General features: G+C 65.9%; 26 protein-coding genes. 21 read left to right on the forward strand and 5 right to left on the reverse strand.

The features are described 5' to 3' along the window. Positions 1-76: 76 nt before the first annotated feature. Both ACFPO9_RS02100 and ACFPO9_RS02105 read left to right on the forward strand, forming a co-directional pair. A complete protein-coding gene (locus ACFPO9_RS02100; protein WP_379766330.1) occupies positions 77-1,579 on the forward strand; it encodes a peptide MFS transporter in 1,503 nt (500 codons plus the stop codon). Positions 1,580-1,759: 180 nt separating this feature from the next. Continuing rightward, complete coding sequence (locus ACFPO9_RS02105; RefSeq protein WP_379766334.1) at positions 1,760-1,987, forward strand: hypothetical protein; 228 nt, start codon at positions 1,760-1,762, stop codon at positions 1,985-1,987. A 4-nt stretch (positions 1,988-1,991) separates the two neighbouring features. On the opposite strand, the gene ACFPO9_RS02110 is transcribed toward ACFPO9_RS02105, so the two are convergent. Further along, positions 1,992-2,387, reverse strand: coding sequence for a hypothetical protein (locus ACFPO9_RS02110; protein ID WP_379766337.1), 396 nt, complete (start codon positions 2,385-2,387; stop codon positions 1,992-1,994). Between the two features lie 42 nt (positions 2,388-2,429). Between ACFPO9_RS02110 and ACFPO9_RS02115 the strand changes: the two genes are divergently transcribed. From ACFPO9_RS02115 to ACFPO9_RS02125, 3 genes are read left to right on the forward strand one after another with little or no spacing between them, the layout of a single operon-like run. Next, positions 2,430-2,801, forward strand: a complete 372-nt coding sequence (locus ACFPO9_RS02115) for a hypothetical protein (protein WP_379766340.1) — start codon at positions 2,430-2,432, stop codon at positions 2,799-2,801. Positions 2,802-2,822: 21 nt separating this feature from the next. After that, complete coding sequence (locus ACFPO9_RS02120; RefSeq protein WP_379766343.1) at positions 2,823-3,179, forward strand: translation initiation factor Sui1; 357 nt, start codon at positions 2,823-2,825, stop codon at positions 3,177-3,179. A gap of 56 nt (positions 3,180-3,235) precedes the next feature. After that, positions 3,236-3,613 (forward strand): GGDEF domain-containing protein, encoded by a 378-nt coding sequence (locus ACFPO9_RS02125; protein ID WP_379766345.1) that lies wholly within the window; start codon positions 3,236-3,238, stop codon positions 3,611-3,613. 22 nt (positions 3,614-3,635) lie between these two features. On the opposite strand, the gene ACFPO9_RS02130 is transcribed toward ACFPO9_RS02125, so the two are convergent. Then, a complete protein-coding gene (locus tag ACFPO9_RS02130; protein ID WP_379766347.1) occupies positions 3,636-6,059 on the reverse strand; it encodes a TonB-dependent receptor domain-containing protein in 2,424 nt (807 codons plus the stop codon). 96 nt (positions 6,060-6,155) lie between these two features. Here ACFPO9_RS02130 and ACFPO9_RS02135 point away from each other — a divergent pair, with 96 nt between their 5' ends. Both ACFPO9_RS02135 and arr read left to right on the forward strand, forming a co-directional pair. Further along, a complete protein-coding gene (locus ACFPO9_RS02135; RefSeq protein WP_379766350.1) occupies positions 6,156-7,136 on the forward strand; it encodes a hypothetical protein in 981 nt (326 codons plus the stop codon). 25 nt (positions 7,137-7,161) lie between these two features. Then, positions 7,162-7,617, forward strand: a complete 456-nt coding sequence (gene arr / locus ACFPO9_RS02140) for an NAD(+)--rifampin ADP-ribosyltransferase (RefSeq protein ID WP_379766353.1) — start codon at positions 7,162-7,164, stop codon at positions 7,615-7,617. Between the two features lie 12 nt (positions 7,618-7,629). On the opposite strand, the gene ACFPO9_RS02145 is transcribed toward arr, so the two are convergent. Continuing rightward, entirely contained in the window at positions 7,630-8,532 is a 903-nt protein-coding gene (locus tag ACFPO9_RS02145) for a LysR substrate-binding domain-containing protein (RefSeq protein WP_379766355.1), read from the reverse strand. 137 nt (positions 8,533-8,669) lie between these two features. Here ACFPO9_RS02145 and ACFPO9_RS02150 point away from each other — a divergent pair, with 137 nt between their 5' ends. Then, complete coding sequence (locus ACFPO9_RS02150) at positions 8,670-9,596, forward strand: NAD-dependent epimerase/dehydratase family protein (RefSeq protein ID WP_379766358.1); 927 nt, start codon at positions 8,670-8,672, stop codon at positions 9,594-9,596. A 125-nt stretch (positions 9,597-9,721) separates the two neighbouring features. Here the strand turns inward: ACFPO9_RS02150 and ACFPO9_RS02155 are convergent, their stop codons facing one another. Continuing rightward, positions 9,722-11,977 (reverse strand): OPT family oligopeptide transporter, encoded by a 2,256-nt coding sequence (locus tag ACFPO9_RS02155; RefSeq protein WP_379766361.1) that lies wholly within the window; start codon positions 11,975-11,977, stop codon positions 9,722-9,724. Positions 11,978-12,123: 146 nt separating this feature from the next. Here ACFPO9_RS02155 and ACFPO9_RS02160 point away from each other — a divergent pair, with 146 nt between their 5' ends. The 11 genes from ACFPO9_RS02160 (at position 12,124) to ACFPO9_RS02210 (ending at position 24,739) form a co-directional block, all read left to right on the forward strand. Further along, complete coding sequence (locus ACFPO9_RS02160) at positions 12,124-14,523, forward strand: penicillin-binding protein 1A (protein WP_379766364.1); 2,400 nt, start codon at positions 12,124-12,126, stop codon at positions 14,521-14,523. 263 nt (positions 14,524-14,786) lie between these two features. Beyond that, complete coding sequence (locus tag ACFPO9_RS02165) at positions 14,787-15,083, forward strand: hypothetical protein (RefSeq protein ID WP_379766366.1); 297 nt, start codon at positions 14,787-14,789, stop codon at positions 15,081-15,083. Between the two features lie 68 nt (positions 15,084-15,151). Then, entirely contained in the window at positions 15,152-16,123 is a 972-nt protein-coding gene (locus ACFPO9_RS02170; RefSeq protein ID WP_379766369.1) for an HDOD domain-containing protein, read from the forward strand. 7 nt (positions 16,124-16,130) lie between these two features. Next, positions 16,131-16,262, forward strand: a complete 132-nt coding sequence (locus ACFPO9_RS02175; protein ID WP_379766372.1) for a hypothetical protein — start codon at positions 16,131-16,133, stop codon at positions 16,260-16,262. 365 nt (positions 16,263-16,627) lie between these two features. Continuing rightward, positions 16,628-17,233 carry a hypothetical protein gene (locus ACFPO9_RS02180; RefSeq protein ID WP_379766374.1) on the forward strand — a complete coding sequence of 202 codons (606 nt, stop codon included), beginning with the start codon at positions 16,628-16,630 and terminating at the stop codon, positions 17,231-17,233. 296 nt (positions 17,234-17,529) lie between these two features. Further along, the gene (locus tag ACFPO9_RS02185; RefSeq protein ID WP_379766377.1) at positions 17,530-17,841 is read left to right on the forward strand and encodes a hypothetical protein; all 312 of its coding nucleotides are present in this window, start codon (positions 17,530-17,532) and stop codon (positions 17,839-17,841) included. Positions 17,842-17,986: 145 nt separating this feature from the next. After that, positions 17,987-18,163 (forward strand): hypothetical protein, encoded by a 177-nt coding sequence (locus ACFPO9_RS02190; RefSeq protein WP_379766381.1) that lies wholly within the window; start codon positions 17,987-17,989, stop codon positions 18,161-18,163. Positions 18,164-18,170: 7 nt separating this feature from the next. Further along, positions 18,171-21,617 carry a transcription-repair coupling factor gene (gene mfd / locus ACFPO9_RS02195; RefSeq protein ID WP_379767583.1) on the forward strand — a complete coding sequence of 1,149 codons (3,447 nt, stop codon included), beginning with the start codon at positions 18,171-18,173 and terminating at the stop codon, positions 21,615-21,617. A gap of 3 nt (positions 21,618-21,620) precedes the next feature. After that, positions 21,621-22,469, forward strand: a complete 849-nt coding sequence (gene serB, locus ACFPO9_RS02200; RefSeq protein ID WP_379766385.1) for a phosphoserine phosphatase SerB — start codon at positions 21,621-21,623, stop codon at positions 22,467-22,469. Between the two features lie 107 nt (positions 22,470-22,576). Continuing rightward, on the forward strand, positions 22,577-23,347 hold the full coding sequence (locus ACFPO9_RS02205) for a hypothetical protein (RefSeq protein ID WP_379766388.1): 771 nt from the start codon (positions 22,577-22,579) through the stop codon (positions 23,345-23,347). A gap of 90 nt (positions 23,348-23,437) precedes the next feature. Beyond that, entirely contained in the window at positions 23,438-24,739 is a 1,302-nt protein-coding gene (locus ACFPO9_RS02210) for an SGNH/GDSL hydrolase family protein (protein WP_379766390.1), read from the forward strand. On the opposite strand, the gene ACFPO9_RS02215 is transcribed toward ACFPO9_RS02210, so the two are convergent. Then, complete coding sequence (locus ACFPO9_RS02215) at positions 24,736-25,203, reverse strand: Lrp/AsnC family transcriptional regulator (protein WP_230022301.1); 468 nt, start codon at positions 25,201-25,203, stop codon at positions 24,736-24,738. The two genes, ACFPO9_RS02210 and ACFPO9_RS02215, sit on opposite strands and share 4 nt — an antisense overlap. Before the next feature lie 167 nt (positions 25,204-25,370). Between ACFPO9_RS02215 and ACFPO9_RS02220 the strand changes: the two genes are divergently transcribed. Together ACFPO9_RS02220 and ACFPO9_RS02225 are read left to right on the forward strand one after the other, a co-directional pair. Next, positions 25,371-26,309, forward strand: coding sequence for a DMT family transporter (locus ACFPO9_RS02220; RefSeq protein ID WP_379766393.1), 939 nt, complete (start codon positions 25,371-25,373; stop codon positions 26,307-26,309). Between the two features lie 91 nt (positions 26,310-26,400). Further along, the gene (locus ACFPO9_RS02225; RefSeq protein WP_379766396.1) at positions 26,401-26,814 is read left to right on the forward strand and encodes a hypothetical protein; all 414 of its coding nucleotides are present in this window, start codon (positions 26,401-26,403) and stop codon (positions 26,812-26,814) included. The last annotated feature ends 163 nt before the right edge of the window (positions 26,815-26,977 follow it).

The following is a 26,977-nucleotide window of genomic DNA, read 5'->3' on the forward strand; positions in this document are numbered from 1 at the left end:
ATTTGCGCCCGCACACAATGCAGGCATCCGGTCCAGCCATTCCTATTCTTATAAAACGTATTTGGGGAGGAACCGCATGAGCGGTGCAGCTACTTCTACCGGCGAACAGAAGGCGATCCCGGAATTCAAACAGATCATGGGACACCCAGCGCCGCTGTGGATGCTGTTCATGACCGAATTCTGGGAACGCTTCGCTTTCTACGGCATCCGTTGGGCCCTGGTGCTCTACATCGTCGCCCAGTTCTACGGCGGCAGCGGCGTCGGCGAAGCCGATGCCAACCTGACCTACGGTTCCTACCTGGCGCTGGTCTACGCCGGCGCCGTGTTCGGCGGCTACGTCGCCGACCGCGTGATCGGCTACCAGCGCTCGATCCTGGTCGGCGCGGCCTTCATGGCGGCCGGCCTGTTCGCCATCACCGTGCCCGACCCGAACGTGTTCAAGCTCGGCCTGGCGACCATCATCGTCGGCAACGGCATGTTCAAGCCGAACATCTCGACCATGGTCGGCCAGCTGTATGGCGTCGGCGACGAGCGCCGCGACTCCGGCTTCACCATCTTCTACATGGGCATCAACAGCGGCGCCTTCATCGCCCCGATCCTGACCGGCATCCTGGCCAACGCCATGGCCGACAGCACCGGCGTGCCGGCCTACAAGGTGGTGTTCTTCGCCGCCGGCGTCGGCATGCTGCTGTCGCTGGTCTGGTTCCAGATCGGCCGCAAGGGCCTGAAGGGCATCGGCGCGCCGGTCGGCGAGCTGGCCAGCCCGACCCGCCTGATCGGCGTGATCGTCGGTTCCGCCGTCGTGATCCCGGTCGTCTACTACCTGCTGAAGCTGGGCGCGGACACCATCCAGGGCATCCTGTCGGTGCTGTTCATCGTGCTGGCGATCATGCTGATGGTCGAAGGCATCCGCAACGGCAAGGTCGCGCGCGACAAGACCATCGCCATGCTGCTGATCTTCTTCTTCAACATCATGTTCTGGTGCTTCTTCGAACAGGCCGGCAGCTCCTTCACCTTCCTGGCGAAGAACATCGTGCGCCGCACCTTCGGCGACTGGGAATTCCCGGTCGGCTGGTTCCAGTCGGTGAACTCGATCGCGATCATCGTCTGCGCGCCGATCGTGGCCGCCATCTGGGTCAAGATGGGCCGCGCCAACCCGTCGATCCCGCGCAAGTTCGGCCTTGGCCTGATCTTCAACGGCCTCGCCTTCCTGCTGCTGATGTTCGCGCTGCAGCACCTGGTCGGCCAGGATTCCAAGATCCCGTTCTGGACCCTGTTCATGGTCTACGTGATCCAGTCCATCGGTGAACTCTGCCTGTCGCCAATCGGCCTGTCGATGGTCACCAAGCTGGCCCCGGTCCGCCTGGTCGGCCTGGGCATGGGCGGCTGGTTCCTGTCGACCGGTATCGGCAACAACCTGTCGGGCATCTTCGCCTCGATGGTGTCGGGCGAAAAAGGCATGAGCGTGGAATCGGCGCTGGGCGGCTACACCTTCGGTTTCTGGGCCCTGATCGGCTCGGGCGTGCTGCTGTTCCTGATTGCGCCGCTGATCCAGAAGCTGATGCATGGCGTGAAGTAAACGGCATGTTCGCTTGATCGAGAACGGCGGCCCGCGGGCCGCCGTTTTTCATTTGAGGAGTCCATCGCGCTGGCGCCTGCGCGTGTGGGACCTGGCGCATCGCACGAGGATCGCCGCGACGGTCCGGTTCACCAAAGTCGCCGCCAGGGAGTCCTGCATGGCCGGCAACTGAAGCGCCTGGTGGTGGAAGCCATCGAGATTCGCGACGAGCGGTTCTTCCCGCTTGCCCAGGCGCTCGCGTACACCATCGAGAACGGTCAACTCGTCGCCGGCCGAACGGGCGTCTGCGACGGCTGCCTGTTCCTGGTCCGCAAGCCGGGCAAGCAAAGCATCGCAGGCGCCTTCCGCGCGACCGGTTTGGGATCCAGCGAGAAGCTCGGCGACTTCGACTTGACCATCGTCCCCTGACGGACTAAAGGGCGTGCTCCCTGTCCAGCATGAGCTTTTCGTAGGACTTGCGCATCGCCGCGATCTGCTCCGGCGTGATGCCGGAATCCTTGAACCCGCGCAGTTCATAGACGGTGAAACGGCTGGACAGATATTGGCTGTCGACCTGCTCGAGATCCGCACGCTCCAGCACCGCCTTGTCGGTCTTGCCCCGGCCGTGCCATCTCTCGGACTTTCCCTGTTTCAGGGCGATATAGCCGTCCAGTTCCTTGCGCAAGCCGGTCACGAATGGGTTCTGGTAGACCGCGTAGTATCCCGCCAGGGCGGCGTCGGCGGTACTGGTTCCCTGGGCCTGTGCAGTCGAAAACAGGCCCAGGCCGATGGCGATCGTCGCGCAGAATGGCAGTAGTCGAAGAGACATGGCGGCTCCACCGTTGAGAGTTCTTTAGTATATTGCAATACCATGGATGGCCACCCTCTTCCCTGGCGTGCTTTTTTATTGGCCCCGCTTGCGAGCGTGCCTGCGCTGACCATTCTTGGACTCGGCAGCTCGGACGCCGGCATCGCCTCCGACATCTTGCTCGGCCTGTATTTCGGCATCACCATCGGACTGCCTTTCGCCTATGCCGGGATGCTGCTCGCCGGCCTGCCTCTCTATCTTCTGCTGCGCCGGTTCCATCTGGTGCGCCTCTGGACGATTTGCACGCTTGGCATGATCGTACCGCTTGCATTATTCTCGGACGCACCAGCGTCCATCACAATGGGCGCCATCTGGGCCGGACTGGCGGTGTGCATCACTGCCTTTCTGCTCCTGCCCAAAGATCTTCGTTCCTGACGCCTTTACGACCGATACACCATGAAAAGCAGTTCCAACAGCAGCCTCGTCTACTCCACCGAAACCGGCCGCATGTGCCCCGACTGCCGCCAGCCGCTCGCCGCCTGCGCGTGCAAGGCGAAGCCCGCCATCCTCGGCGACGGCATTGTGCGCGTGGCGCGCCAGACCAAGGGCCGTGGCGGCAAGACGGTGACCATCGTGAAGGGCGTGGCGCTGGATGCCCTTGCCCTGGCCGCGCTGGGCAAGCAATTGCGCTCGGCTTGCGGCGCCGGCGGCACCGTGAAGGACGGCGTCATCGAAATCCAGGGCGATCACTGCGACCTCGTCATGGAAACGCTCGAAAAGCTCGGCCACGACCCGAAGCGCGCGGGCGGCTGAGGCCCTCGGCCGGTGGTACCGGTCGGCCAAACGGCCGGAATTGAAGCCGCAGCTGCTTGCCTGGGGCACGAACGCGGTGGCGCTGGGTGTCGGGCGACGCATGCCTGAGGCGCTTCGCACACATCCTGCGCGCGAACTTCCGCCCCGGCGACACGCCGATCCGGTACGCCGGCGAGGAATTCATCGGGGTGGCGCCGGCGGTGCGGCCGGAAAGCATGGACGCCCGGATCGCCGCGGCCCGCGCCCAGCTCGGCGAAGCCGGTGACGGCACGCCGCCGATCGGCTTCTCGGTCGGCCTGTCCTTTCTCGACGCCGATGGCGATATCGAGGCGGCCGTCGCCGCAGCCGATTCCGCGATGTACGTGCAGAAGAAACGCAAGCGCCGGAGCGCCGCCGGGCTGACGGCGGTCCAGTCGCGGGCCGCCGGCGGCTGAAGCGCCGGAACCTGCGTCCTGTCTAGCGCTGCGGCGCCGGCTGGGCCGGTGCGCTCGGCGCGGCTGCCGCCTTCTCCTGCGCCTGCTGCATCTCCTGCGCGCGCTTGATCGCTTCGCGCGCCGCCGGGCTGTCCACGTTCACGCCGGCCGCCGCCATCGCGTTGCGCACCGCATCGTTGCCGGTCACGCCGCCGAAGGTGTAGCGCAGGCCGACGTAGATGCGGCGCTGGTGCACGGTGGTGTCGGTGCGGTCGCGCAGGGTATCGGTCTCGATGCGGAATTTCTGGCCGGTCGAGTTCAGCACGTCGTTGGCGCGGATGTTCAGCGACAGGCGCTTGTCGAACTTGTGTTCGAAGGCCAGCGTCATCATGCCGAAGGGCTCGCGATAGCCCTCGCCGGACAGCAGCTTGCCCTGGCGGAAGCCGAACAGGTTCAGCGTGTTGTCCGGGTTGATCATCCATTGCCCGCCGCCCTGCAGCTGGAGCGAGGGCGAGGAGCGCTTCTCGCCGGTCAGGCCCAGCGGGCCGACGCGGTCCTGCTCGATGAAGCCCCAGTTACCGTTGAACATGAAGCGGATGTTCGGCATCTTGAAGCCGCCCGGCTTCCAGTTCGGCGGGATCATGCCCATCAGCGAAAACTCGATGCCGCCCGCGCGGCGGTCGCCCAGGTTTTCGCGCGTGGTCAGCAGGGTGTTGGCGTCGAGGAAGACGCGGCGCTCGGTGATCACGTCCGACTCGCGGCGCAGGTAGGCGCGCACGCTGGCCGGCGCCAGGCCCATGATCTTGGTCTCATAGCCCAGCTCCAGCGAGTGCAGCTTGACCGCGTGCAGGCGTGGATTGCCCGAGCTGACGTAGTAATCGTTGGCGTAGTTGACGAACGGGTTCAGCTCGCCCGAGTTGGGGCGCGAGATGCGGTCGGCGTAGGACAGGCGCAGGTTCGAGTTCGGGCCCAGCTTGTAGGTCAGGAACAGGCTGGGCAGGTAGCTGGTGTACTGGTTGGTGGCCTGGATGCCGGTCGTGACCTGGTCCAGGTCCTGGTCGGTGCGCTCGACCCGCAGGCCGCTCTTGAAGGACCACAGCTTATTCAGCGGCATCTCGTAGGTGCCATACACGGCCAGAACCTTCTGGTCCAGCTCGAACAGGTTGCTGCGGCGGGTATCCAGGCCGCCGCCGTTCAGGAACAGGTAGCGGTTGTCGGCCGTCTGCTGGGTGCGCTGCCAGCGCGCGCCGGTGTTCAGGAAGCCAGGGCCTGCCTTGCCGGAATAATCGGTGCTGAGGTCGGTCAGGCGCACGCGCGTGTCGACGTCCTGGGCGTAATCGCGCAGCACCGGCCCGCAGGCGCAGGACGTCGGCGCGTTCTGGTACAGGGTCGAGGTATCGGCGCTGTTATCGTTCGAGGAATGGCGCAGGTCGACCTTCAAGGCCTCGCCGTCGGCGGCGAAGCGGCGCTCGAAGCCGGTCACGATCTCGTGGTTGAGGGCGTCGCCGTCGGTGTTGCGGCGGGTGCGGTAATCGACCACCGGCGCCTGCCCCGTGCGGAAGTCCGTGAAGTGCTGGTTCGACTCGCTGTCGTTGCCGCGCTTGTTGACCGAGAGCGAAGCGGTGACGGTGTCATGCTCGTTGTAGTTGTAGCGCCCGCCCACGCCGGCCTGCACGAAGGTGTTGACGCCCTGGCTGTGGCTGTCCTGGCGCAGGCGGCTGACGGCGCCGGTCTGCGGGTCGATGGCTTCGCGGACCTGCTCGGTGTCGAGGTCGTTGCCGTCGCGGCGCAGGTTCAGGCTGCCGTTCACGGAGGCATAGCCGGCGCTGTAGCTGCCGTTGGCGAAGGCATTGCCGCGCCCGCCCGGAGCGACGGTGCTGGCCAGGCTGCCATTGCCGCCCGGCTTGGTATAGCGGCGCGAGATCAGGTTCAGGATCGGGCCGCCGCCCGCCTCGTTGCCGAATTCGGCGCCGGGGTTGTTGATCACCTGGACCGATTCATAGTTCTCGGCAGGCAGCGCATTGATGGCGGCGGCGCGGTTCTCGCCCTGCAACTGGGCGGTGGGCTTGCCGTCGACCAGCACCGTCACGCGCTCGCTGCCGCGCAGGCGCACGGTGCCGTTCGGATCGACGTTGACCGAGGGCACGTTGTTCAGCACGTCGCCGATCGAGGCGCCGGCGGTGCTGGCGTCGTTCTTGATGTCGTAGACCTGGCGGTCGACGCGGTTGGTCTGGCGCTCGCTGACCACGTTGACGGTGGCGATCTGGCCATCGGCCTGCGGCGGCTCCGCCTTCACCGCGGTTTTGGCCTCTGCCTTGGGCGCCGGCTTGGCTGCCGCCGCTGGCGCGGGTGTGGCGTCGGCGGGGGCCGTTTGCGCGCCGGCGTTGACGCTCAGGAGCAGCAGCGCGATGGCGGCAGGGATGGCCTTGCTGGCGAAGGGAGAAGAAGCCGCGGTGCGAATCGACATATGTATGAGAAAGATGATTAAAAGTAAAAAGATTAACCGTGAGAAAATATCATCTTTCGTATGTATCGGCTAGGTCTACTTGCTTATGATGACGCTATGAAGAAAGCGATCGGTACCCTGCTGTGGCTGGCTGGTCACATCGTCAATGGCCTGGCACTGTTCGGGGCCGTCGTCTACCTGTTCGGCACCGTGGTGTGGATGCATGCGCCGCTGGCCGGCGTGCTTCTGGCGGGCGCCCCGATGCTGCTGGCGCCGCTCGCGCTGGCGTGGCTGTGCCGGCGCATCGGACGGCGTTGGCGCGACGGTCTTCCCGCGCTGCCGGCGTCGCGGCGGAAGCGCGGGCTGCTCGGCGGGCTGGCCGTAGCGACGGCCGGCGTGTTGGCGATGCTCGCGCGTACGGGCGTGAACGAATACAAATGCAGCATCGACCCTTCGCGTACCGCGGCGACGCATGCGGCCGAGACGCGGAAGAATGGTTTCGAACTGGTCTGCGAAAGCGCCCTGGCGCGCTACGATGTGGGCTTGCTGCCGAAGCTTATCGCCACCCGCAAGCTGGCGTTCACGCCGGTCGACCTGTCGCGCACGCCCTTCGCGCAACTCGAGAGCCTCGGCAGCCGGGCCGAGACCGTCGTCGGCGTCCGCTCGCGCCTCTACCGCGGTTTCCGCCTGCCGGACGGGCATCGCCTGATCCTGTTCGAGCAGGACATGTCCGCCGACGGCAGCACGTCCTGGCGCGATCCGAAGGACGAGCCGGAGCGCGTCAACGGGCACCCGGCGCGTCTTAGCGTCATGGAAGACCCCACTGGCAAGGCGGTCTCGCTGTTGTCCTGGATGGAGGGACGTCGGGATTACCAGCTGTGGGTCGATGCGAACGTCGCGCGCGTGCCCTTGCGCCAGCAGCTGTTTGCGCTGGCGGCGTCGATACCGCAGGCGGTGCCGGCGTGTCCGAACGAGCCGCCGCCGCGGTCGGCACGCCTGGGGGCGGACGGCCAGCCGGTCGAGGAGCCGATGCCGCAAGTGCTGACTTCGGCGCAGATGGATGCGATGTTCGACAGGAGCAAGCGGCCTTGCAAATAGTGGCGAGATAGAGAGAGGATCGAGGATGAGCAATCAGGCATGGGGTCCGGTGACGATTGACAACTGCGGCGAGGTCGAAGGACCTTTCTACCACGGCACCCGCTGGTCTCTCGCGCCGGGCGCGCTGCTGACGCCGGGCTTCGCATCGAATTTCGAAGAAGGCCGGGTCTCCAACAACGTGTATTTTTCCGCCCTGATCGAGCCCGCCGCCTGGGGCGCCGAGCTGGCGAGCGCGCTGGCCGGCGTGGAAGGACGCGGCCACATCTACCTGGTCGAACCGGTGGGCCCCTTCGAGGACGACCCGAACCTGACCAACAAGCGCTTTCCCGGCAATCCGACACGGTCGTATCGCACGCGCCACGGACTGCGCATCGTCGCAGAGCTGCAAAGCTGGGAAGGCCATTCGCCGGAAGCGATCGGGCAGATGCTCGATCACCTGGCGGAGCTGCGGCGCAGCGGCCGCGCGGCGATCGAGGACTAGCGCTGGACGCGCTCAGCCGCCCCCATCCAGCGTCCGCCGCATCGTCTCCATCTCATTGATCACCCAGGCGCGGAACTGCTGCACCTTGGCCATCGCTTCCTTGTGCGGATTCACGAGGAAGCGGTAGCCGTTCCCATACGGCGCGCTGCGGCAGTTCAGCACCCGCAGGGCGCCTGAAGCGATGTCCTCGAACGCGATCCCGTAGGGCACCAGCGCCACGCCCTGCCCGGCCACCGCGGCCTGGGCCAGCACGCCCCAGTGGCTGAAGGTGCGCGAGAAATCGTATTTGCCCTTGAGCGCCTTGTTCTCGTTCAGCAGCTGCAGCCAGGCTTCCGGCGTGCGCTCGCACAGCAGCGGGAAGCGCGCCAGGTCGGACAGCAGCAAGGCCTGCTGGCCCTCCGCCAGGAGCTCGGGGCTGTAGACCGGCACCAGGCGCTCACGGAACAGCAGCGCCGGGTCGCCGTCCTTGACCGGGCCGAAGCGGATCGCCACGTCGACGCCGTCGTCCAGCAGGTCGACCGGGGTATCGTTCGAATCGATGCGGATGTCCAGCTCCGGATGCAGCTTGGTGAAGCGCGGCATGCGCGGCACCAGCCATTTGATGGCGAAGGAGTGGGTGGTCGAGATGCGCAGGATGGCTTCCTCGTCGCCGCGCTGCAGCGCCGCGACCTTGGCGCGCAAATCGCCCAGGGAGCGGCCGACCGAGATCGCCAGCTCCTGGCCCTTGGCGGTCAGCGCGATGTGGCGCGGGTGGCGCACGAACAGCGGGAATCCCACGGTCTCCTCCAGCTGCTTGACCTGCAGGCTGACGGCGGCCGGGGTCTTGTGCAGCTCCTGCGCCGCCAGCTTGAAACTGCCCCAGCGGGCGGCGCATTCGAAATCGATCAGACCGGACAAGCTGCGCAGGGGCTTCAAGCGACCACCATGCATAAGTTTTTCTTATTCATCGCACCGTTTTTTTCTTGTTTGAACAATTGCTGCACTGCATACAAAATATAGCTGATTCGCCAAGAACTAGCTATATGTATAGCGTCTTCAGCGTAAGGAAAACCATGTTCAAGAACATCCTGGTGATCGGCGGCACGCGTTTCATCGGCAGGCTGCTCGTGCAGCGGCTCCTGCGCGCGGGCCACCGCGTCACCATCGTCACCCGCGGCTACGCCCCCGACCCTTTCGGCAGCCGCATCCAGCGTATCCGCGCCGACCGCCGCAACGAACTCGCCATGCGCGCCGTGGCCAAGGCCGGCCCTTTCGATATCGTCTTCGATCAGATGTGCTACAGCCCGCTGGACGCAGCCATCGCCGTGCGCACCTTCGCGGGCCAGGTCGGACGCTATGTAATGACCTCCACCGTCGACGCCTACCGCATGCTCGGCTTCGAACGCGCCGGCTTGTTGAAAGAGGCGGATCTGGCGATCGAGGCCCAGGCCATCGACGCCGGCTATCCCTGGCACGACCCGCGCCGCGCGACCGAGTGCTACGTGAGCGGCAAGGTGCAGGCCGAGGCCTACCTGGTGCGCGAGGGTTCGCTGCCGCTGGTGACGCCGCGCATGGCCCACGTGCTGGGCGGCCCGGAAGATTTCACGGGCCGGCTGGCCCATTACGTGGAACTGGCGCGCGCCGGCGCCACGCTGCACTATTCGAAGGAGGACGCGGCGGTGTCCTTCATGACCGCGCACGCGGCGGCCGACTTCCTGTTCTGGACCGGGATGCAGGATTTCACGGGGCCGGTGAATGCGGCTTGCGATGGGGCGCTGTCGGCGTACCGGCTATACGAGCGGGTTGGCGAGGTGCTGGATGCGCCGGTGCGGACGCGGCGTGTGGTGCCTTCGGCGGTGCCGGGGAGTTTGTCGCCTTTCGATTTACCGGGGGCGATGGTGCTGGATACGTCGCGCGCCAAGGCGCTCGGTTATTCGTTCGGCCATACCGATGAGTGGCTGGATCATACGATTCGGCAGCACGACCTGGCGTTTGTTTAAGCCCGTGGCCCGTAAACGTCGTCCCCGCGGAGGCGGGGACCCAAGTGGCACGCGTTATCGCAGTGCACGCAGAACTTGGGTCCCCGCCTGCGCGGGGACGACGGTTTTAGCGCTAACGACAGGCTTTATTTACTCGCCTTCTCCCGCCCAACCCAATACAGCAGCACGATCAAGGCCGCATACGGCAGGATCGACAAGGCATCCGCGCTCAGCCCGGCAAAGAAGGGATTCGCCGCCTCCGCCCACTTGCCCATCGCCGTGTCGAAGTCCGTCAGCACCCCCGCGGTAATCGCGATGACGATGCCGGCCAGCGCACCGCCGGCGATGTAACCCGAGGCCAGCAAGGTGCCCGAGCTGCGGTCGCCCGCGGCCTGCAGTTCTTCCTCGTTCAAGCCGGCGTACTGCGGCAGCTTGTTGTTGCGGCGGTCGACCGCCCAGCGCACCAGGCCGCCGATCGCGATCGGCAGCGTCGACACCAGCGGCAGGTACACGCCCACCGAGAAGGCCAGCGACTGGATGCCGGCCATCTCCAGCACCACCGCGATCATCACGCCGAACAGCACCAGGGTCCAGGGCAGCTGCTGGTCGAGGATGCCCTTGATGATGTAGGACATGAGCACGGCCTTGGGCGCGTCGTATTTCTTGACCTCCGAGCCGTCGGGGCGGGTGTGGAACTGGCCGTTGATGCCCGGGTCGACCAGCCAGGCCAGCGAGCCGTCGTCGCGCACCAGGTATTTGCCGGCCGGGCCGCCGGCCGTGTCGGTCTTCTGCCAGACTTTATAGGTGGCGTGGTCGCTCGACGCCTGCGGGCCTTGCAGCTGCGCGGTCTGCGTCAGTTTCGTGGCATCGGTCCTCACGTGCGGCGCCACCTGCGCAGCCGGCACGTAGACGGTGCCGGCATCGTTCAGCTTCAGCAGGATCGGTCCGAGGATCAGCGCCGAGGCAAACGCGCCGGCCAGGATCGCGTACTGCTGCAGGCGCGGCGTCGAGCCGACCAGGAAACCGGTCTTCAGGTCCTGCGAGGTGGTGCCGGCGTTGGATGCGGCGATGCAGACGATGGCGCCGACCGACAGCGCGGTCACGTAATAGCGGCCGCCGGTCCAGCCCATCACCAGGAAGATCAGGCAGGTGAACAGCAGGGTCGCCACCGCCATCCCCGAGATCGGGTTCGAGGACGAGCCGACCTCGCCGGTCAGGCGCGACGACACGGTCGAGAACAGGAAGCCGAACACCAGGATCAGCAGCGCGCCCAGCAGATTCATGTGCAGCGGCGTGGCGAAGGTGATCACGGCGATGATGGCCAGGCAGCCGATCACCACCCACTTCAGCGGAATGTCCTGGTCGGTGCGCAAACTGGCATCGCCGGTCGAACCCGACTTGAAGCCGGCCAGGCCGCCCTTCAGGCCATTCCAGATCGTCGGCATCGAACGCACCAGGCTGATGAGGCCACCGGCCGCCACCGCGCCGGCGCCGATGTAGAGCACGTAGGCGCTGCGGATGTCGTCCGGGCCCATGTCGCGGATCAATGTAGTCCCTGGAGACAGCGGCACCGTCAGCAGATCGCCGAAGAATTTGATCATCGGGATCAGGAGCAGGTAGGACAGCACGCCGCCGGCCGCCATCGTCATCGCGATGCGCGGGCCGATGATGTAGCCGACGCCCAGCAGCTCCGGCGAGATCTCGGCGCCGATCGAGCCGGCCTTCAGCGGTGCGCCGAAGATGAAGTTGACCGTGTCCTTCCACAGCTTGAAGGAGATGTTCAGAGTTTTGTACAACAGGCCCAGGCCGAAGCCGCCGAAGATGATGAAGGCGCGCTGGCGTGCGGCCTTTTCCTCATCCGAGCCTTCCAGGCGGATCTCGCCGGCGGCTTCGCGCGAGGACGGCGTGGCGGCGGCCTTCAGCACCTCGGCGCAGGCCGTGCCTTCCGGGTATTTGAGTTCGCGGTGCTGGTCGACGATCATCGTGCGGCGCATCGGGATCATCATCAGGATGCCGAGCAGGCCGCCCAGCACGCCCACCAGCATCACGCGCGAGATCTCGAGGTCGAAGCCGAGGATCATAATCGCGGGCATGGTCACGCCCAGGCCGAAGGCCAGCGATTCGCCGGCCGAGCCGGCGGTCTGGGTGATCGAGTTCTCGAGAATGGTCGATTCGCGTCCACCCGCCTTCTTGGCCATGCCGAACAGGGTGATCGCAATGACCGCCACCGGGATCGAGGCGCTGACCGTCAGGCCGACCTTCAGCACCAGGTAGAGCGAGGACGCGCCGAAGATCATGCCCAGCACCGTGCCCATGATCAGGGCGCGCAGGGTCAGCTCGGGCAGGTGTGCGGACGCGGGAATATACGGCTTGACCGCGGGCGGATGAGGGTCGTACGGCATGTTTTCCTTGGGACGTATCGTGTTTCTGGACGACAGGGACCGCCTGGCGCTCCCTTAAAGGAGCACTATGGCACATGCCGTAATGGAAGAAAAGCGGATTATAATTTTGACGTAGACTGTGTTTACCACTAGAGAAAGTTCAAGTTTTGGCAACTACCAGTAAAACACCCCGCCGCGCCTTCAGCGGCATCCGCGGATTCATCTTGATCGCCCTCGCCGCCCTCCTCCTGCTCGTCGCGGGCGTGGTCGGCTACGTCCTGTTCCGCGTCCTGCCGAACGTGCCGGCGCTGGACGCCGTCACCGACTACCGGCCCAAGATCCCGCTGCGCATCTACACCGCGGACAAAGTCCTAATCGGCGAATTCGGCGAGGAGCACCGCGATTTCGTCCCGATCAAGAAGATCCCGGACCTGATGAAGAAGTCGCTGCTGGCGATCGAGGACGCGCGCTTCTACGAGCACGGCGCGATCGACTTCCAGCGCGGCGTCGGCGCGGTGGTCGCCAACCTGCGCCACGGTTTCGGCGCCGGCGGCGCCTCGACCATCACGATGCAGGTAGCAAGGAATTTCTTCCTGTCGCGCGAAAAGCACCTCACGCGCAAGGCCAACGAGATCGCACTGGCCTACAAGATCGAGGCCGCCCTGTCGAAGGACGAGATCCTCGAGCTGTACATGAACCAGATCTACCTGGGCCAGCGCGCCTACGGCTTCTCGAGCGCCGCCCGCACCTACTTCAACAAGACCCTCGACCAGCTCAGCGTGGCCGAGATGGCGATGCTGGCCGGCCTGCCGCAGAATCCGTCGCGGCATAATCCGGTGGCCAATCCGAAGCGCGCGCGCGAGCGCCAGCACGCGGTGCTGAAGCGCATGCGCGAGCTGGATTACATCAGCGAAGACCAGTACCAGAAGGCGCTCGACGAGCCGCTGCGCGTGAACACCCGCGGCCAGGAATTCGACACCCACGCCGAGTACGTGGCGGAAGCCGCGCGCCAGGCGGTCTACAGCCAGTTCAAGGAAGAGGCCTACACCAGGGGCATCCGCGTCTACACCACGATCCTGAAGGCCGAGCAGGAAGCGGCCTACAACTCGGTGCGGCGCAACGTATTGGCCTATGACCAGCGCCACGGCTACCGCGGCCCCGAGGGCCGCATCGACCTGCCCGACGATCCGGTCGAGCGCGAAGACGCGATCTCGGAGGCGCTGGGCAAGCGCCCGGTCAGCGACGGCCTGATTCCAGCCGTGGTGCTGGCCGCCTCCGGCAAGGCGGTGCGGGTCGAGACCATCGACGGCGACGAGGTCAACATCAGCGGCGCAGGCCTGAAGTTCGCGGCGGGCGCGCTGGCATCGAGCGCCAAGGAGGAACGCCGCATCGCCAAGGGCGCCATCGTGCGCGTGGCCAAGGATGCGAAGGGCAACTGGTCGATCACCCAGGTGCCGCAGGTGGCCGCGGCCTTCGTCGCCATCGATGCCAATACCGGCGCCTACCACGCGCTGGTCGGCGGCTTCGACTTCAACCTGCAGAAGTTCAACCACGTGACCCAGGCCTGGCGCCAGCCGGGTTCCGGCTTCAAGCCCTTCGTCTACTCGGCTGCGCTGGAAAAGGGTTATTCGCCGGCCACCCGCATCCTCGACGCGCCGCTCGACATGCCCGGCGAGAACGCGGGCGCCACCTGGTCGCCGCAGAACGACGACTTCAAATGGGACGGTCCGATCACCATGCGCCGCGCACTGGCCGAATCGAAGAACGTGCCCTCGGTGCGCCTGCTGCGCGCGATCTCGGTGCCCTACGCCCATGAATTCATCGGCAAGTTCGGCTTCGACGCGGCGCGCCAGCCGGCCAACTACACCATGGCCCTCGGCACCGGCGCCGTCACGCCGCTGCAGATGGCCGGCGCCTACGCGGTGTTCGCCAACGGCGGCTACCGGGTCCAGCCCTACCTGATCGCCCGCGTCGAGGACGCCGAAGGCAAGGTCATCGCCGAGGCCAAGCCACCCGCCATCCAGCAGGAAGACCAGCGCGTGCTGGATGCCCGCAATGCCTTCATCACCGACACCATGCTGCGCGACGTGACCCGCTACGGCACCGGCGCCGCCGCCACCAAGGAGCTGGGCCGCAGCGACATCGCCGGCAAGACCGGCACCACCAGCGATGCCGTCGACGGCTGGTTCAACGGCTACGGCGGCGGCGTGGTGGCCGTCGCCTGGATGGGCTACGACGATCCGAAGTCGCTCGGCGGCCGCGAATTCGGCGCGACCCTGGCGCTGCCGATCTGGATCGACTACATGCGCGTGGCCCTGGCCAAGCGGCCGCAGGAAGAGCGCCCGCAGCCGGAAGGCGTGGTGCGCGAGAACGACGACTGGGTCTATGCCGAGTTCGCCGAGAGCCCGGTCTTTACGGGCATCGACCTCGACCAGCAGCCGGCCGTGGATCCGAACGCGGCGCCGGACCCGAACGCACCGCTCGATCCCAACGCGCCGCCGCCGGCGCCACAGCCGGCAACCCTGCCGCCAAAGGAGAAGCAGCAGCTGCAGAACAGCCTGTTCTAAGACCCAAGTAGGGCACCCCGTGCCCACGAAGATACGATAGACCAGAGGCCCCGCTCACCCGGGGCCTTTTCTTTTGGCGAAACAGTTCACCACAAATACAGTGTTTATTATGAAAATTGCCACATGTCGGTGAGTTTTATCCTACATGCATGGCCGGGCTCTTCCTATTTCAAACATCCGCGCTCCCCTCCATCATGGCCTTATCCATAAAACATCGATCCCGGCGCCCAGGGTACCGGCATCTGCTCAGCGAGGAACACCGAATGAGGAAGGTACATAGCGTATTCATCAACACCAGTCTGCTGTTCAGCCTGGTGGCATGCAGCTCGACCAACACCACCGGCACCGCCAGCGACACCTCGACCGGCGGCTCGACCACCGGCACGGCAACCGCCACCGGTTCGGCGGCGGCGAAGGGCAATTCGGACGCAAACGGCACCGGGAAGCCGGCCGGCGGCATGCCGGCCAGCGGAACCAGCGGCACGCAGGGCACCACCGGCGCGGTCATCGACGACACCACCGGGGTACAAAAGCCTGCCACCGGCACCAACGGCCAATAGCTGAACCCGCGGCCTGGCGCCGCCCCTCGGGTTAGAATGCAGCCTGATCGACTCGAGGGTGCCAGGCGATGAAAAACTGGATTGCGCGGCTGTTCGGCGGCGGCATGGCTGCCGCGCGCGCAGGGCCCATCGTGGCGCAAGCCGCCGCGGCCCCTGCCACGCCCGCAGGGCGCAAGGACCAGGACCTCTGGCATTGCCTGACGGCCGGCGCCACAGCCTCCGCGCCGACCCCGCAAGCGCTCACCCATGCCCAGCTGGTGCTGGCCGAACTCGATCGCCTGATCGCATCTCCGGCGGATGCCGAAGGCCTGGTGCCGCGCGTCCCGGAAGTCATTCCCCAACTGCTGCGCAGCCTGCGCGACGAGGACGCCTCCAGCGCCGACCTGGCGCGCCTGGTCGCGCGCGACCCTGCCCTGGTCGCGGAACTGATCCGCGAAGCCAACAGCCCGTTTTACCGCTCGTCCAGACAGGTGCGCACCATCGATGCCGCCCTGCTGGTGCTGGGCCGGAACGGCCTGCGCATGCTGCTCGCGCGCGCCGCCTTCCGTCCGCTGATCGGCATGCAGGGCGGGCGCCACAGCCGCCAGGCGGGACCGCGCCTCTGGAACCATACCGAAAACTGCGCGCTGGCCGCCAGCCTGCTCGCCCCGTCCTTCCGCGCCGACCCGTTCGAAGCCTACCTCGCCGGCCTGATGGACGACCTCGGCCTGATCGTCGCCTTCCGCCTGTTCGACAGCGTGCTGGAAGCCGACGCCCTGCCCCGGGAGCCCGCCTTCGTCGACGCCCTGCTGGCGCGCACGCGCACGCTGGCGGCGCGCATCGCCATGCAATGGGAGATGCCGCCGCCGATCGCCGCGGCGATCCTCGGCGCCGCGGACCAGGCCCCGGCGACCGCGCTGGCCGGCACGCTGCTTGAAGCCGAACGGCTGGCCTGTTTGCGCATGATGATGGACCAGGGCGTGCAGGATGTGGACTATCCGGGCGCGGACGACAGCGCCGACGAGCGGACGCGGGTCTTCGAACGGCTGCTTGGACCGTAATCCCGGCATGCCTTTCGACCTGAAAAAGCACCTCCCCAAGCCCGGACAACGCTTCGCCCTGCCGCATACGCGCCGTGAATTCGTCCGCCGACTGACGCCGATTGAATGCGAACGCTTGCACGGTCTGCCGGACGACTGAACGAATATTCCTTGGCGGGGCAAGGCCAAAGCGCCGGAGTCGCTGCATTATGCCGCATTGGGTAATTCAATGGCGGTCCCGGTCATGCGCTGGCTTGCCTTGCGCCTGTCGCGCGTGATGGCTGAAAGCGCGCCTTATCGCCTGCCTGAATGGGTATAAAAAGCGTCGATTCGGTTCCCACTTCGGAATTGTTGCCCGCGAAGCGTCGAGCGCTTCGGCAAGTTCGTTTTCCATACATGCGCGGGGTCGTTGTGTTGTATCTAACAACTACATGGGAACCAGCAAACTGTCCGCGCGGGCGCTTACCTATGATGGGTTGCTGCCGTCCGTACGGCGGACTTTCATAAACGATCATGGAGGCAATAATGTCGAAATGGTTCAAGACCTTATCCGGGGCAATTGTCCTGGCCGCCTTGGCCCTACCGTTGGGCGCGCAACAGTTGGGGACTGTGCGCGAAGCCCCGCCGCAGACCGCGCCGAAAAAGCTTGATCTGAAGCCCAGGTATTTGGCCGTACGCGGCAGGGTGCTGATGCGGAGTGATAAAAACGGCGTGACGCGGTACGGCTACGAAAACGGGCGGTTGGTGAAGGAAATCGGCCAAAACGATGTAGTCGGAACCTACCAATACGACGGCGGCAAATTTTCCGGCGTCGTCTACACTGACGGCAGGTATATCAAGGCGTCCTACGGGCCGAACGGCGAAATGCTCGGCCTGACGAGCGACACCAGCGCGCGGGTAAAATTCCGCGTCCAAAACAAGCCGACGCGCGTAACTTCTTTCATGGCGATTCAAAACGGCATTGCCGCGCTTCGCAATCCCGGCGCGGCCAATTCCTGCGTCGGGACCGATGACGACCAAACATGCACCATTGTGATTGAAGGGACAAGGCCTGACGGCGATGAATGGGACGATGGCGGGTGGGATGGCGGCGGTTATACGTGGGGGAACGATTTCCCGCCCGCTGGGTAAATGCCGTCCGGTGGGGGCGACGTTAGTAATCCGCCCGGTTAAAAACCCGTCGATTGCGTCCAAAATGTATGCAAGCCCATTTCCCGAACGTTTTTTGAATACTGCGACATTGCGGCCAAGACCCCCGAAAACAATTTCGGGTGCCGTACTGTGGCTACAGATTATTATTGGAAATGCAAGGATAGCTGCTACACGAATAACTGGGCGTGGCTCAACTCGTGGGTTTTCGCTTGGTAATCACTAGTCCGGCACTGTCAGCACTCGCTTAACAGCGAGGGCTTTTTATCGGGGTGAAAATGCGAAATTTAGCGAACACATTGCAGGAATCGGCAGACGCCGCTACGGCGGGCGATTACGCCAAAGCCCTTGAATGCCTGATTTGGATACATGACAACCCAGACCCGTCTGACCCGCGTAGCGAGCTCTTTCGGCGTTTTAGCGGCTTTCCGGCATTGGGCATGCTGGCAAGGGTCCATGAACCGGCAAAGGCCAAGCTGATTGAGCTAGTGACGGCAAAGCGGGATCAGGTCGCAGCAGGGCTTGCAGATGACGCGACAAAGGCCGATTTAAGGGCACTAGAAAAGTACCTGCGCGACTTGGAAGCCTGACGGCGCGGGGTAGCGCCGGGGGACGAAAAAAGGGGCGCTAACCGCGCCCTTTCTTGTTACTGCTGTTTTCGTTTCAGTCAGTGCCATTCATTCACTTGGCCTGGCGTGCAATCCGGTTGCGTATAGGCCAACGCTGGAAGCGCCAATGTCCCTGCCATGCGCCATGCAGTCCGACGACCGAGCAAGCGCGCTGCGCGAAGCCGAACGGCTGGCCTGCCTGCGCATGATGATGGACCAGGGCGTGCAGGATGCGGACTATCCGCGCGTGGGCGACGGCAGGGACGAGCGGGCGCGGGTCTTCGAACGGCTGCTTGGACTATAATTCCCGCATGCCTTTCGACCTGAAAAAACACCTCCCCAAGCCCGCACAACGCTTCGCCCTGCCTCACCTGCACGGTTCGTCGGACGCCTATGCGCTGGCGCTCGCCGCGCTCGCGCTGAAGGCGAACAAACAGATGCTGACCGTGATCGTCGCCAATGCCAGCGACGGCCAGCGCCTGCTGGACGAAATCCCCTGGTTCGCGGACGGCAAGCTGGCCTGCCACTTGTTGCCGGATTGGGAAACCCTGCCCTACGATGCGTTCTCGCCGCACCAGGACCTGGTGTCGGAGCGCCTGGCGACCCTGCACGAGATCCGCAACGGCCAGTGCGACGTGCTGGTGGTGCCGGCCACCACCGCCCTGGTGCGCCTGGCGCCGCCTTCCTTCCTGGCTGCCTACACCTTCTTCTTCCGCCAGGGCGAGAGCCTGGACGAAGCAAAGCTGAAGGCCCAGCTGACCCTGGCCGGCTACAGCCACGTGACGCAGGTGATGTCGCCGGGCGAATACTCGGTGCGGGGCGGCCTGATCGACCTGTTCCCGATGGGCTCCGCCCTGCCCTACCGCCTCGACCTGTTCGGCGACGAGATCGAGACCATCCGCACCTTCGACGCCGACACCCAGCGCTCGCTCTACCCGGTCCGGGAAGTGCGCCTGCTGCCGGGCCGCGAATTCCCGATGGACGAGCAGGCCCGCACCGCCTTCCGTGGGCGCTGGAGGGAACGATTCGAAGGCGACCCGAGCCGCTCGCCGGTCTACAAGGATATCGGCAGCGGCATCGCCTCGGCCGGCATCGAATACTACCTGCCGCTGTTCTTCGAGGAGACCGCGACCCTGTTCGACTACCTGCCGGAAGACTCGCCGCTGGCCCTGGTCGGCGACATCGAAGAAGCGATCCAGCGCTTCTGGCTTGATACGGAATCGCGCTACAAATTCCTGAAGGCCGACCGCGAACGGCCTATCCTGGCGCCGAAGGAGATCTTCCTCGGCGCCGAGGATTTCTTCGTCTGCGCCAAGCCGCACGGACGCTGGGCGATCACGCGCGATGGCTCCGTAGCCGCTTCCGAGGTCTCGGCGCCGCTGCCCGACATCGCCGTCAACCGCCGTCTCGACGATCCGCTCGCCAACCTGCGTTCCTTCCTCCTGAAGACGGACGCCAAGGTCATGATCTGCGCGGAGTCGAACGGCCGCCGCGAAACCCTGCAGCAGTACTTCAACGAATACAGCCTGGACACGGTCCCGGTCGAGGGCTACCAGGGCCTGTGTGCCTCAAGCGCGCAAGTGATGCTGGGCGTGGCCCCGCTGCAGGCCGGCTTCGAGCTGATGGACGCGCAGTGCGGCCATCTGGTGTTCATCACCGAGACCGAGCTGTATGCGGGCTCGGGCCGGCGCGCCGGCAAGAAGAAGCAGGAAGCCAGCTCGCAGGTCGAATCGATGGTGCGCGACCTGTCGGAGCTGAAGATCGGCGACCCGGTGGTGCACATCAACCACGGCATCGGCCGCTACATGGGCCTGGTCAGCATGGACCTGGGCGAGGGCGACACCGAGTTCCTGCACCTGGAATACGCCAAGGAGACCAAGCTCTACGTGCCGGTGTCGCAGCTGCACGTGATATCGCGCTACTCCGGCGCCTCGCCGGAAGACGCGCCGCTGCACACCCTCGGTTCCGGCCAGTGGGACAAGGCCAAGAAAAAGGCCGCCGAGCAGGTGCGCGACACCGCCGCCGAACTCCTGAACCTGTACGCCCGCCGCGCCGCGCGCACCGGCCACAGCTTCGAATATTCGAGCATCGACTACGAGAACTTCGCGCAGAGCTTCGGCTTCGACGAGACGCCGGACCAGGCCGAGGCGATCGCCAACGTCATCAAGGACATGACCTCGGGCCGTCCGATGGACCGCCTGGTGTGCGGCGACGTCGGCTTCGGCAAGACCGAGGTCGCGCTGCGCGCCGCCTTCATCGCCGTCATGGGCGGCAAGCAGGTCGCGATCCTGGCGCCGACCACCCTGCTGGCCGAGCAGCATGCCCAGACCTTCGCCAACCGCTTCGCCGACTGGCCGGTCAAGATCGCCGAGCTGTCGCGCTTCCGCACCGGCAAGGAGATCAACAACGCGATCAAGGGCATGGCCGACGGCACCGTCGACATCGTGATCGGCACCCATAAGCTGCTGTCGCCGGACGTCAAGTTCACGCGCCTGGGACTGGTGATCATCGACGAGGAGCACCGCTTCGGCGTGCGCCAGAAGGAAGCGCTGAAGGCCCTGCGCGCCGAGGTCGACGTGCTGACCCTGACCGCGACGCCGATCCCGCGCACGCTGGGCATGGCGCTCGAAGGCCTGCGCGACTTTTCCGTGATCGCTACCGCGCCACAGAAGCGTCTCGCCATCAAGACCTTCGTACGCAGCGAGGACGGCTCCATCATCCGCGAAGCCGTGCTGCGCGAGCTGAAACGCGGCGGCCAGGTCTACTTCCTGCACAACGAGGTCGAGACCATCGAGAACCGCCATTCGATGCTGCGCGAGCTGCTGCCGGAAGCGCGCATCGGCGTGGCCCACGGCCAGATGCACGAGCGCGACCTGGAAAAGGTGATGCGCGACTTCGTGGCCCAGCGCTTCAACATCCTGCTGTGCACGACCATCATCGAGACCGGCATCGACGTGCCGACCGCGAACACCATCATCATGCACCGCGCGGATAAATTCGGCCTGGCCCAGCTGCACCAGCTGCGCGGCCGCGTCGGCCGTTCGCACCACCAGGCCTATGCCTACCTGCTGGTGAACGACGCGCTGAACATGACCAAGCAGGCGCAGCGCCGGCTGGACGCGATCCAGGCGATGGAAGAACTCGGCAGCGGCTTCTACCTGGCGATGCACGACCTGGAAATCCGCGGCGCCGGCGAAGTGCTGGGCGAGAACCAGTCCGGCGAGATGCTGGAGATCGGATTCCAGTTGTATTCCGATATGCTGAACGAGGCGGTGAAGGCGCTGAAGGCGGGCCGCGAGCCGGACCTGGCGGCCCCGCTGTCCTCGACCACCGAGATCAACCTGCACGTGCCGGCCCTGCTGCCGTCCGACTTCTGCGGCGACGTCCACGAACGCCTGTCGATTTACAAGCGCCTGGCGAATTGCGAGACCCAGGACCGCATCGACGACATGCAGGAAGAGCTGATCGACCGCTTCGGCAAGCTGCCCGATGCCGTGAAAGCCCTGATCGAAACCCACCGCCTGCGGATCTCGGCCAGGCAGGTCGGCATCGTCAAGATCGATGCGCACGCGGAAGCGGCGAGTCTGCAGTTCATGGAAAAGCCGCCCATCGATCCGATCAAGATCATCACGCTGATCCAGAAGAACCGCCAGGTCAAGCTGGCCGGCCAGGACAAGCTGCGCATCACGGCCGCGATGCCGGACCTGCAGGCGCGCGTGAACCAGGTCAAGCAAACCATCAAACAATTATTAGCGTAAGCCATGTCCAAAAAACTGATCGTTCAAGGCCCCGCGGCCGGCCACGGCGTGCTCGCCGCGGTCGCCGCCCTGGCCCAGCCGCGCAGCACCACGCCCCTCAATGCGCACGCGCTGCGCGCCGACGGTGTCGACTTCACGCCAGCGCTCAAGGCGAGCATCGAGGCGGCCGCCGAAGCAGCCGGCGTCGACGCCACCTTCATCGATGCGGATCTGACCCTGGCCGACTTCAAACTGGTGGCGATGGACATGGACTCGACCCTGATCACCATCGAGTGCATCGACGAGATCGCCGACATGCAGGGCCTGAAGCCGCAGGTGTCCGCCATCACCGAAGCCGCGATGCGCGGCGAGCTCGATTTCGCCGAGAGCCTGAAGCGCCGCGTGGCCCTGCTGGAAGGCTTGCCGGTCGAGGCGCTCGGCCGCGTGTATGAAGAGCGCCTGCGCATCTCGCCGGGCGGCGAAGCGATGCTGGAGGCGGTGCAGGCGGCCGGCCTGAAGACCCTGCTGGTGTCGGGCGGCTTCACCTTCTTTACCGGACGCCTGCAGGCGCGGCTGGGGCTGGACTACGTGCACGCCAACCTGCTGGAAGAACAGGATGGCAAGCTGACGGGCCGCGTGGCCGGCGGCATCGTCGACGCCGAGGAAAAGATGCGCACCGTGCAGCGTGTCTGCGCGGAGCTCGGCATCGAACCCCGCCAGGCCATCGTGATGGGCGACGGCGCCAACGACCTCAGGATGATGGGCATTGCCGGGCTGTCGGTGGCCTTCCGCGCCAAGCCGGTGGTGCGTGCGCAAGCCGATGTGGCGCTGAATTTCACCGGCCTGGACGGTTTGCTGGCAATTCTTTCCTGAATGGAAGCTGAGCGGGTTTCGACCTGGCGCAAAAAAGCATCCCGGCCGCATAAGCGAGCTGGACAGTAAAAGGCGTAGATTATGCGGGAACCATAGGAGATTCCCGCATGCCTGCCCAGCCGCCGTCCGCTGCCGCGCCGCGTTCGATCCAGGCGCGGCGCCATTTCCTGCAAGCCGGTCCGGCGCTCGCCGCCGCTCTCGCCACGTGCGCGCCACCGGCAAGCGCAAGCGCCGCACCGCTCGAAGCCTGGTGCGCCACCTGGGGCGCGGCGCCGGCCGGACCGCCCGCGGCCGCGTCCACGCTGGCCATCGCCAACCAGACCCTGAGGCTGATCGTCCACACCAGCATCGGCGGCAGCCGCGTGCGGGTGCGCCTGTCCAACGAGATGGGCAGTACGCCGCTGCGCATCGGCACGGCGCAGATCGGCCTGCGTTCCAGCGGCGCCGGCGTCGTCGCCGGCAGCAGCCGTGAGCTGAGGTTCGGCGGACGCAGCTTCGCCACCATTCCGCCCGGCGCGCCGCTGGTCTCGGATCCCGTGGAGCTGGCCGTGCCCGCGCTGGCCGATCTCGCCGTCAGCCTCTACCTGCCGGACAGCGTGCAGGCCACGACCCTGCACGATATGGCGGCGCAGACCAGCTACATCTCATCGAGCGGGGATTACGCTTCCACGCCCAGCCTGCCGGTCCAGAAGACCATCGGTTCCTGGCCCTTCCTGGCCGAGGTCGACGTGCTGCCGGCGTCGGGCACGGCCCGCGCCGTGGTCGCGCTGGGCGATTCGATCACCGACGGCGCGCGCAGCAGCAGCAACACCAACCGCCGCTGGCCCGACTGGCTGTCGCGCCGGCTGCAGCAGGAATCGCTGCCGGCTACCAGCTGATGGCGCAGGCGATACCTCTGAGCCTGTTTTCGGCGTGAGACGAAGCGCGGCCCGTGTGGTCTAACGCTCGTCCATTCCGAGGAGACCTTCATGAGACCGATCCAGCATCCCGAGCACGAGGGCGAGCCAGGCGACGCCCCGTCCAACCCGCCACGCCGCGGCTTCCTGAAGAGCGGCCCGGCCCTCGCCGCCGCGCTCGCCCTGCCCGCGCTGGCGCCGCTATCCGAGGCCCAGGCCGCCGAGCTCTGGGTCGCTTCCTGGGGCGCGGCGCCGGCCGGTCCGCCCCCGAGCGCATCGACGATGACGCTGTCCGGACAGACGCTGCGCCTGATCGTGCACGCCAGCGTGGCCGGCAGCCGCGTGCGGATCCGCATCTCGAACGAGATGGGCAGCACGCCGCTGAGCATCGGCACGGCCCGCATCGCGCTGCGTTCCAGCGGCGCGGTCACCGTGGCCGGCACTGAGCGCCAGTTGCTGTTTGGCGGCCGCGGCTCGGTGACGATCGCGGCCGGCGCGGCCGTGCTGTCGGACGGCGCGAATTTCAACGTGCCGCCCTTTTCCGATCTGGCCGTCAGCCTCTACCTGCCGGGCAGCGTGCGCGTCACGACCCTGCACAACGTGGCCCTGCAAACCAGCTATGTCTCGACCGCCGGCGACCGCAGCGCCGTGCAAAGCCTGCCGGTCTCGCGCACCATCGCTACCTGGCCCTTCCTCAGCGAAGTCGACGTCAGCGGCCCCTATTCCGGCCTGAGCGCATCGTCGTCCGTGGTCGCGCTCGGCGACTCGATCACCGATGGCCAGGCCAGCACCGCCAACGCCAACCGGCGCTGGCCGGACATGCTGGCGCGGCGCCTGCAGCTCGAGCTGGGCGTGAGCGGAAATATCGGCGTGGCCAACCGCGGCATCAGCGCCAACTCGCTGCTGAAGGACTATCCGGAAGCGATGCTGGCCGGGCAGAAGGCGCTGACCCGCTTCGACCGCGACGTGCTCGGCACATCCGGCGTGCGCTGGCTGATCGTCCTCATCGGGATCAACGACATCGTCTACAGCCCGGGCTCGAATCCGATCCCGGCCAGCAGCCTGATTTCCGGCCACCAGCAGCTGGTCTCGCGGGCGCGGGCGCGCGGCATCCGGGCCACCGGCGCCACGCTGACGCCCTTCGAAGGCCATGTCTACTACACGGCGGCGCGGGAAAATGTGCGCAAGGGCCTGAACGCCTGGATCCGCGGCGCCGGCAACTACGACGCCGTGGCCGACTTCGACCTCGCGCTGCGCGACCCGGCGCGCAGCACGCGCCTGCGCGCCACCTACGACAGCGGCGACCACCTGCACCCGAACAATGCCGGTTACCAGGCCCTGGCGCAGGCGCTGCGGATCGACTTGTTCAACTAGGGATTCACCGAGGGCGAACGTTTGAGGCACCTTAGCGCGAATGTCGAGCGCGTGTGGCGCACGCCGGGCAGCTTGTACAGCTTCTGGCGCAGGAAGTTCTCGTAGCCCTCGGTGCCGGCCACCGCCACCTTGATCAGGTAGTCGTATTCGCCGGACAGCAGATAGGCTTCCGTCACTTCGGGCAGCTCGGCCAGCGCGTCCGAGAAGGCCTTGAAGATCTCGTCGTCGTGCCGGTCCACGGTGACTTCGATGATCACGGTGTCCGGCACCCCCATGCGGCGCTGGTCGAACACGGCCGCATAGCCGGTGATGAAACCGGCTTCCTCCAGCGCCTTGACCCGGTGCCAGCAGGGCGTGGGCGAGAGGTTCACGGTGTCGGCCAGTTTCTGGTTGCTGATGCGTCCGTCGCGGCTGAGGGTGCGCAGGATGTGGCGGTCGATATCGTCGAGCTGGCCGTCCTTCATGGCAGGGCTTCCTTGTCTATACAAGCGAGGTTAAAGATAGTTCTTGCGCATTTTAGCCCATATGCAAAAGATTCTTCCATATGCATTTTGTGGAGCGAATGGAACAGAAGCACATTTTTTGTGCGGTGCAGTATGATTTCCCGGCATTCAAAACAAGGAGTCATGTAGTGTCGGAAGCAGTATCCCGCGGCGGACTGGGTGTCCAGGGCGCCGCCTTCAGTGCCGAATTGCCGCTCATGCTGGTCACCCCTGCCCTGTTCGCCGCCAACCTGGTGGTCGCACGCTGGGCCCAGGGCGCGGACATTCCCCCGGTCTTCCTCGCCTTCGGCCGCTGGGCCCTGGCCTTCCTGGTTCTCGTGCCCTCCGTCGGGCCACGACTGTGGGCGCTGCGCGGCACCCTGCTCGCCAACTGGCCGCGCATCCTGCTGCTGTCCATGCTCGGCATGGGCATGGCGGTGGCCCCGCAATACATCGGCGCGCGCCACACCGGCGCCGCCAATGTCGCCATCATCCTGGCTGCCTGCCCGGCCCTGGTGACCCTGGTCGAACGCCTGGTGTGGAAGGCGCCGCTGGGCCGCCGCCAGGGCTGGGGCCTGGTGGTGGCGATCGCCGGCGTGCTGGTGGTGCTGTCGAAAGGCGACATCGCCGCCCTCGGCCAGCTCGAGTTCGGCCGCGGCGACCTGTGGGTGGTGCTGGCCGCGATCGGCTGGTCGCTGTACACGGTGTTCAATAAACGCCTGCCGCTGCCGCCGCTGCCCGGCACCGTCAAGCTGGCGGCCCTGATCGGCGGCGGCGCGCTGGTGCTGGCGCCCTTCGCGGCGCTGGAAGCGATCGGCGGCGACGTCCCCTCCTTCGGCGACGGCCGCCTCTATGTGGCGCTGGCCTTCCTCGCGATCGTCCCCAGTCTTGGCGCCTACTTCTGCTTCGACCGCCTGGTGGCGGTGGCCGGCCCGGCGCGCGCCAGCATGTCGGTCTACCTGATCCCGCTGTTCGCCACCCTGGCGGCCTGGCCGCTGCTGGGCGAGGCGCCGCACCTGTACCACCTGGCCGGCTTCGGCATGATCCTGGTCGCGGTGGCGCTGTCGAGCCGGCGCCGGCGTGCATGACGTTTCAAGAAAGTGAACAGCTGTAACAGGCTGTAAATGAACAAGCAAGCGGCAACAGAATCCCTATAGTATGGAGGTGAGGAGAACCGCCATGAAAAATCTCGCCATCATTCTTGCAGTTGCCGCCCTGAGCGGCTGCGCGACCCAATATCCGGGTCCCGCCAACTACGGCAGCCGCGCGTATGCGCAGGCGCCCGACGCCAACGGCTGGCAAGTCGTTTCGGTGACCCCGGTCCCGAACGGCACCGGCGCCCAGGCCGCCGCCGCCGGCGACGCCGGCCGTGTGACGAGCTCGGATGTCGTCACCTACAGCCCGGCGCCGTCCAGCACCACCTACGTGACCCAGCCGGTCTACGTGCCGGCGCCGGTGTATGCGCCGGCCCCGGTCTACGATCCCTTCTGGTACCCGCCGGTCACGATCGGACTCGGATTCAGCTGGAGCAACTGGGGTCACCGCGGCGGCTATCGCGGTGGATACCACGGCGGTCCGGGCAGGCATCGCTAAACGGCAAAATCTGCACTAAAATGGGGAGGTCGCACTGCGTGCGGCCTCTTTTTTTTCGTCCCGCCATACACCCCCTTCCTTACGTTTTTCTTACGCGTTTGTATGAATGACGCATGTTGCAACGCGCAACATGATTCGTTTGCTGTTGCTCAATTGCCATCCT

The organism is Massilia aerilata, from assembly GCF_042656905.1.
Lineage (GTDB): Bacteria > Pseudomonadota > Gammaproteobacteria > Burkholderiales > Burkholderiaceae_D > Telluria > Telluria aerilata.

Coding starts and splice junctions, on each gene's coding strand:
- ACFPO9_RS02100 (WP_379766330.1), top strand. CDS start 77: ATGAGCGGTGCAGCTACTTCTACCGGCGAACAGAAGGCGATCCCGGAA.
- ACFPO9_RS02110 (WP_379766337.1), bottom strand. CDS start 2,387: ATGTCTCTTCGACTACTGCCATTCTGCGCGACGATCGCCATCGGCCTG.
- ACFPO9_RS02115 (WP_379766340.1), top strand. CDS start 2,430: ATGGATGGCCACCCTCTTCCCTGGCGTGCTTTTTTATTGGCCCCGCTT.
- ACFPO9_RS02120 (WP_379766343.1), top strand. CDS start 2,823: ATGAAAAGCAGTTCCAACAGCAGCCTCGTCTACTCCACCGAAACCGGC.
- ACFPO9_RS02130 (WP_379766347.1), bottom strand. CDS start 6,059: ATGTCGATTCGCACCGCGGCTTCTTCTCCCTTCGCCAGCAAGGCCATC.
- ACFPO9_RS02135 (WP_379766350.1), top strand. CDS start 6,156: ATGAAGAAAGCGATCGGTACCCTGCTGTGGCTGGCTGGTCACATCGTC.
- arr (WP_379766353.1), top strand. CDS start 7,162: ATGAGCAATCAGGCATGGGGTCCGGTGACGATTGACAACTGCGGCGAG.
- ACFPO9_RS02150 (WP_379766358.1), top strand. CDS start 8,670: ATGTTCAAGAACATCCTGGTGATCGGCGGCACGCGTTTCATCGGCAGG.
- ACFPO9_RS02155 (WP_379766361.1), bottom strand. CDS start 11,977: ATGCCGTACGACCCTCATCCGCCCGCGGTCAAGCCGTATATTCCCGCG.
- ACFPO9_RS02165 (WP_379766366.1), top strand. CDS start 14,787: ATGAGGAAGGTACATAGCGTATTCATCAACACCAGTCTGCTGTTCAGC.
- ACFPO9_RS02170 (WP_379766369.1), top strand. CDS start 15,152: ATGAAAAACTGGATTGCGCGGCTGTTCGGCGGCGGCATGGCTGCCGCG.
- ACFPO9_RS02175 (WP_379766372.1), top strand. CDS start 16,131: ATGCCTTTCGACCTGAAAAAGCACCTCCCCAAGCCCGGACAACGCTTC.
- ACFPO9_RS02180 (WP_379766374.1), top strand. CDS start 16,628: ATGTCGAAATGGTTCAAGACCTTATCCGGGGCAATTGTCCTGGCCGCC.
- ACFPO9_RS02185 (WP_379766377.1), top strand. CDS start 17,530: ATGCGAAATTTAGCGAACACATTGCAGGAATCGGCAGACGCCGCTACG.
- ACFPO9_RS02190 (WP_379766381.1), top strand. CDS start 17,987: ATGTCCCTGCCATGCGCCATGCAGTCCGACGACCGAGCAAGCGCGCTG.
- mfd (WP_379767583.1), top strand. CDS start 18,171: ATGCCTTTCGACCTGAAAAAACACCTCCCCAAGCCCGCACAACGCTTC.
- serB (WP_379766385.1), top strand. CDS start 21,621: ATGTCCAAAAAACTGATCGTTCAAGGCCCCGCGGCCGGCCACGGCGTG.
- ACFPO9_RS02205 (WP_379766388.1), top strand. CDS start 22,577: ATGCCTGCCCAGCCGCCGTCCGCTGCCGCGCCGCGTTCGATCCAGGCG.
- ACFPO9_RS02210 (WP_379766390.1), top strand. CDS start 23,438: ATGAGACCGATCCAGCATCCCGAGCACGAGGGCGAGCCAGGCGACGCC.
- ACFPO9_RS02215 (WP_230022301.1), bottom strand. CDS start 25,203: ATGAAGGACGGCCAGCTCGACGATATCGACCGCCACATCCTGCGCACC.
- ACFPO9_RS02225 (WP_379766396.1), top strand. CDS start 26,401: ATGAAAAATCTCGCCATCATTCTTGCAGTTGCCGCCCTGAGCGGCTGC.